Source organism: Stenotrophomonas sp. TEPEL (assembly GCF_004348785.1).
Classification (GTDB): domain Bacteria; phylum Pseudomonadota; class Gammaproteobacteria; order Xanthomonadales; family Xanthomonadaceae; genus Stenotrophomonas; species Stenotrophomonas indicatrix.
Map to the genome: position 1 here is coordinate 2,723,558 of NZ_QQXJ01000001.1, position 5,827 is coordinate 2,729,384.

Genomic DNA, 5,827 nt, shown 5'->3' on the forward strand with positions numbered 1-5,827 from the left:
GCCCCAGATCCCCGCCCTTGGTCAGCGCCACGCCCGCACAGTTACCAGTACAGATCGAGGTTCCACCGATGGTCGAACTCAACCCACTCATGGCTCCTTCGCCGGTCAACAGGTTCAGGCCATACATCCAGTTCACGCCACCACCGCTGCCACAGATGGCCGTGCCGGGAACGTAGGTGGTGAAGTACACCGTGCCACCCTGCACGTTCGGGTTGCCCACGAAGCGTTCACCTTCGATGCTGCCGTTCACCACCAGGTCCACATACCAGCCGCGAACGGTGCCGTACACGAAACTGGTGCTGCTGACGGCACGCGCCGAGTAACCATCGGTGGCCGTTGTGGTGATGATGTTCTGCTGCACCAGGTTGGCGCGACCGCCAGCCGCCGTCTGCAGGTTGTCCCACACACCGTACAGGCTCTGCACCGGCGACGAGCTGCTCACTGCATTGTCATCTGCAGCGAAATACTGGCCCGTGCCAAAGAACAGGCTGACGCCACCGCTGGGACCACGGGTGACTTCAATGCCGCCCATGATCGGCTGCGGCTTGCTGGCGCGCACAGCTGTGAACAGCGGCGCCCCACCCAGTGCCACGCCCCAATTGGCCGGGTTGGCATCGGACAGGTCGAACTTCCACAGATTACCCTGCATGTCGCCGCTGTACACCGTATCGGTGATGCCGTCGTTGTTCTTCAGCGCCACTGTGGCGACGTTGATCAGCCCGTTGCGGTTGGCGTAGGCCGCACCGGTCGGGGAGATCCTGCGCAGCACCTTGCCGGTGGCGATGTCGACCACGAACAGAACGGGCTTGCCGCTGGTGGAATTGACGCCGTTGCCGAACAGCGCGACGAAACGTGGCTGGCCACCAGCCGTGGTCCCCGATACCGGAACCACCACCGGCTTGCCGAGTACGAAACCCAGATCCGACTCGGTCTTGCCCGACACTTCCCACAGCACGTTGCTGGCAGCGAAACCTGTCGGATTGCCCACATCGAGCGCGAACACCGAACCATTGCTGGCCTTGCCGCCGCTGGGCGCGACCGACGAGCCGCCACCACCGGTGGTACCCACCAGCACGGTGCGCCAATTACTGCCGTCGTATACGTCCGACGATGTCAGCGGACCGTCCACGTAGTAGCGGTGACCATACTTGGGATTGGCCAGTTCTGCGATGTGCTGCAGCGACGACGACGGAATGAAGGCCAGCTCCTCGGTCCCGGCTGCGGCAGTGTCCGAGCCGTTGAAACCATGCAGCATGCCGTCGTTGGCACCCACATAGATCATCGTCGGTGGGCCACTGCTGGCCTGCTTCGCCTTCAGGTACGTGGCGTACGACGTTCCCAGCGTCTTCTTCCACGCAGCCGCCTGGACGCTCCAGTAGCTGTAACCGAAGTCATCACGGTTGGAGACGACCTCGGTACCCGAGTTGACGATATCGCCCAGCGGCGAGGTACGCGTGCGGAAACCACTGATGGCCGCGCCGCGCAGATAGCTGACCAGATTGGCCGATGTCTTGCCGGTGTACCAGTCCGGACGCGTGACCAGGCCCAGGGCCGCCGCCTTCGCATTGTCGTCGGCGCCGGGCAGGTTGGCCGAAGTAAACTCTGCCACCTTCGCAGCAGTGACCGTATCCTTGGCCGAATCGGTTGAGGTAGGTGCGGTCGCCATGTAGATGCGCCGGGTTGAAGAGGCGATCTTGCTTGATGCTCGCCACAGTTCTGCACCGTCGGCGCCGGTATTGGTGACCCGCGTGGCGATGACATCACCGGTCCAGTCGTTGCTGCCGGAGGGTACGCGGAAATGCGACGCTACCGTGAACGACCCGGTGCTGATGCGCGCGCCCGAGCCACTGCCACCCACAGGCGCATCGCCCTCGGCCGCGCTGTCGAAGATCTCTTCCAGTGCCTGTTTCAGCTTGGTCGGGTTGCGAGCCAGGAAGTAGTTGTCCGGCACGCCCTTTTTTTTGCTGTCCCATGCCTTGCCACCCGCAGGGACGCCGTACTTCGCCGCATACCACAACGGGCTTTCCAGCTGCCCGGCAGCGTTGGTCGACGCCTTGTACTTGATGACCACCGGCTTCTGCCAGTTGCTGGGGAAGTTGTTGGTGGTGCTCAGCACGGAGCCGTTGGAGTTACCCGGGCGCAGCGCGAGCCGCTGCACGGTATTGGATGCGTTGGAACCGGTGATCGTATAGCCCGTCAGCATCGCGTTGCCGGCATAGGCAGACAGGTTTTCGATGCGGACCAGCACCTCATCCTCAGCCACGGTGCCGCTGACGGTACCGTTTGTGTTGCAGACCGCAGCATTGTTTGCAGCGCTGACACTTTTGCTGGTATCGGCACGCCAGCAGATGTTGTTGAAGCCGGAGGCGTCGTTGCAGGTCGCGCCCACACAGTAGCTCATCATGGCCACAACGTCATTGTCGTGGTCATTTCCCCACAGCGAGTCTTCCCATACCAGCGAAAAACTGCCGGCCTTTGCATCTGAGCGGTAAGGACGGCCATAGACGAGGTTGCCACCACTGCTGTTGGCCTCCTTGATGCCGATCCCCACTGAACCCAGGAAGCAGCTGCGCCAGCCGTTGGTGGTCTGCGTCGCGCTGCCGGAATTGTTTGCCTGGCACAGCGGCGCCAGACCGATTTTGCGTCCGCCCACCGCAATTTCAAACTGCGGCAGGTTTTCGGCCATCGCGACGGTATAGGTAGTCGCCGTCAGCTTGTACGACGAGGGCTTGCTCTGCACGCCCGGGCGCATGTCGGTCTCGGCAGCCGCTTTGGCCAGGCCAGCCATCATGTAGCTGCCCTCCATCGAAGGGATATCGGGGCAGATGCCGCGCGCCTTGCTCAGGCTGGTTACGGCCCGACCTTGGCAGATATCTTCATGGGTATTGAGCGAAGTGCCTTTAGGGGTGTCGCCGATACGGCCGATCATGTACGTGTTGCCGGCGATGCCTTCGGCAGCGCCGATGGCATCGGTAGCCGTGGTGGCGGCGGCCAGATTGGCCACCGAGCCGATATTGTCGCTGTCGAACGAGGGCAGGCCCGAGGACAGGACCAGGATGCTGCAGGTCGCGCAGTAGGAGTTGCCACCATCGGCGGGCAGACGATAGGGATCCTTCCAGGCCACGCTGGTTGGCAGGCCGCTGAGGTCGCCACTGTCCCCGTAGATCTTGGCACCGCCCCCCACGTAGCGAAGTGCCTCGGCGTACATCTCCGCCAGAGGATTACCCCAGGCACTGCACTTCTGGCCACTGGTGCCCGGGTCGGCCAGGTTGCCATTGCCTCCCTGGTCCTGACGATTGAGGATGCCGTAGGTATTGCAGTCGTTCCAGTTGTTGCTCCAGTTCCATTGATCAATACGGAAGTTGGAGATCGTGTTGATGATGCCTTCGGCACCACTGGCCAGCGTGCTGCAGAACTGGCCAGTGGACAGGTTGATCTCATCGCCTGCGGCACAGAACGTGGTGCCGTTGCCGGCGATCTTGCCGATGTTGCGACGCAGGACGCCGCCGTCGCGCGGACTGGAGTAAGTGCCACTGATCAGGCCGAAGCGCAGGCGCCCGCTCTCACCATAGGTCTGCAGCACGCCAGCCGGCTTGTAACGGTCTGTAGCACCATCGTTGTACTTGCGGCAATAGCTTTCGCGCAAGGCTGCGTTGGTCGAGCCGCACACTTCAGCACGCACGGTGTAGTCAGCCGTCGAGCGCGGCGTATCCGCACTGCCCTCGCCAGAGCGATTGACGCCGCACTGGTAGGACGCGGTGGACGCCCACTCGGACCAGTTGCCCGACGCAACACGCATCAGCGGCGCACCATTGGCGGCGATGGTCGCATTGCAGAATGACTGGGTGCCGGAAAGTGGCGTGAAACTGCCGATGTCGCTGCCGCTGTAGACCTTGACCCAGGCATGAAGATCATTGGGAATCTGCGCGCGCTCGATGACAGTCTTGTCCTTCGTGTCTTCCGAACGCTGCCCGCCGTAGAGCACGCCGCGCATCACGTCCAGGCGGCTCATCGTCACCCAGTTGAGGAAGTTGCCGGACCAGGCACTGCTGCAACTGTGGCCGTTTGCACCACCTGCGGTGGCAGACGCCTTGAACACACCACTGGCGTACGCATAGCACAGCTTGGAATCGAAGTAGCCGCCGTATTCGAATGCATCCAGATAGGTGGTATCAAGAATGCCGTCCGGCTCCCCGCCCGGCCCACCGCCGATGTCGCTGTAGTCGCTGTAGGCCTTGTTGAACAGCTGCTCGTCGCGCGACATCACCATCATCATCAGCGGCGGCTGGCTCTGCTTGGTGTACAGCGGCTCCTGGGCGATATCGTAGTCGCCGAGCGCGGCCTGCAGCGGAAGAATCAGCGCGGCCAACCCGGCCAGCACAGCGACCCCGGCCCCGGCACGCAGCCAGGTCGAAGTGCGGAGACGAAGGAAACGACGTTCGTTGTTCATGGGATGAAGACCGTGTCGATGACGGCACTTGCGGAGGCGTCGGTGGGGGCATCACTGGCCAGGGCCGTGACCTGGTAGGTGTTTCCGGTTTCTTCGTTGGCGCGCTTGCCGGTCTTGATGCTGGAGCCGGTGGGGCCGGAAGAGCACTTGTCGATACGCCGGGTATAACTGGCTGCCGTCTTGCTGACACCGTTGGCCCAGGTCAGCGGATCGTAGGTCGGGCTGCACTCTTCCTGGTCGGCGCTGAAGACGTTGGCGCTGTCCAGCGCGGTCTCGATGCTGGTCTCGATCTGGCGTGCACTGGATTCGGCATTCTGGAACGCCAGGTTCGTGCGCAGGTAGTTGGAAGCCATGCGCTCCTGCATGCTGGTGACCTGCATGCCGGCGATGCCGATCAATGCCAACAGAATGAGCATGATGAGGGCCACATACAGCACCGCGCCGCGTTGGCGGTGGGGAGCGACGGGCCGGAATCGGTGAGAGCGCATGATGACCTCAGTTGCCGAACAGGCGGTTGCGCAGTGCGACGGTAGTCTGGTAGACGGCGCGCATGCGTCCATCGGTGGGTGCGGTATAGGTGACCCCCATCGATACCAGCGCGGCGTTGGTGTCCGCCTGGCGGGCCGCTGCCGGATCCGGGCTTGAGACGAGCAGGCCCACCTGGACTACACCGACCCGGCGCCAGGCCAGCCCGACGTCGCTGGGCAATGACTCCTGCACCGCCTTCGCCGTACCTTGGCGATCGATGTAACCCGAAGGCCGGGCGCCCAGGCTGCGGTCCTGGCCGTAAAGCAGCTGCAGGTTCTCCACGCCCTCCACCATCGCTTCGGGGCTGGACGCCACCAGGTCGCCATTGGGCGCCGCGCCAAAGCGTACCCGGTACAGCGAGCTTTGCTTGGTGTTCGCGTCATAGCCAACGTAGTAGACAGCGCTTTCCGCGCGATACAGCATCGCTTGGCCGAGCATGTAGCCAGTGCTGAAGGTACGTGAGCCGTTCAACTTCACGGTGTCGAAGGTGATGGTACCGGCCGTTGCGTTGACTGCGCTGGCTTGGAAAACCGTGGCCGAACCACAATCGGCAACGCCGAAAAGCCCCGGGTTGGTGACGCCGCTGCGCAGCACCGGCCAACGCGCGGCCTCAAAGGAGTACACCGGCTTTTCGATGGTCCCGCCAATGGCCGTGATCGGAACGCCGTCTGGCATCAGATAACGCAGGGCGATGATGTCGCTGCCGTCGACCCGGTTGGTCAGCGCGCTGGCGATGGCCGAACTGCTGTTCGCCGTGGTCCGCGACCTGGCCTACATGGCGATCGAGATGGGCCCGGCCTACGCGGCCGAGCTGGAGTCGTCCGAGGGCATCACCAATGCGGTGTTCGG

At 63.2% G+C, this 5,827-nt stretch carries 3 protein-coding genes; all 3 read right to left on the reverse strand.

The features are described from left to right. On the reverse strand, positions 1 to 4,450 hold a 4,450-nt coding region (locus tag TEP_RS12390; RefSeq protein ID WP_132826527.1), incomplete at its 3' end, for a PilC/PilY family type IV pilus protein. After that, positions 4,447 to 4,938, reverse strand: a complete 492-nt coding sequence (locus tag TEP_RS12395; protein ID WP_132825467.1) for a PilX N-terminal domain-containing pilus assembly protein — start codon at positions 4,936 to 4,938, stop codon at positions 4,447 to 4,449. The genes TEP_RS12395 and TEP_RS12390, both read right to left, overlap by 4 nt. A gap of 7 nt (positions 4,939 to 4,945) precedes the next feature. Next, the gene (locus TEP_RS12400; RefSeq protein WP_240790698.1) at positions 4,946 to 5,602 is read right to left on the reverse strand and encodes a PilW family protein; all 657 of its coding nucleotides are present in this window, start codon (positions 5,600 to 5,602) and stop codon (positions 4,946 to 4,948) included. Between the last annotated feature and the right edge of the window lie 225 nt (positions 5,603 to 5,827).

Excerpts from the sequence above, each read along its gene's own strand:
- TEP_RS12395 (WP_132825467.1), bottom strand. The coding sequence starts at position 4,938 with ATGCGCTCTCACCGATTCCGGCCCGTCGCTCCCCACCGCCAACGCGGC.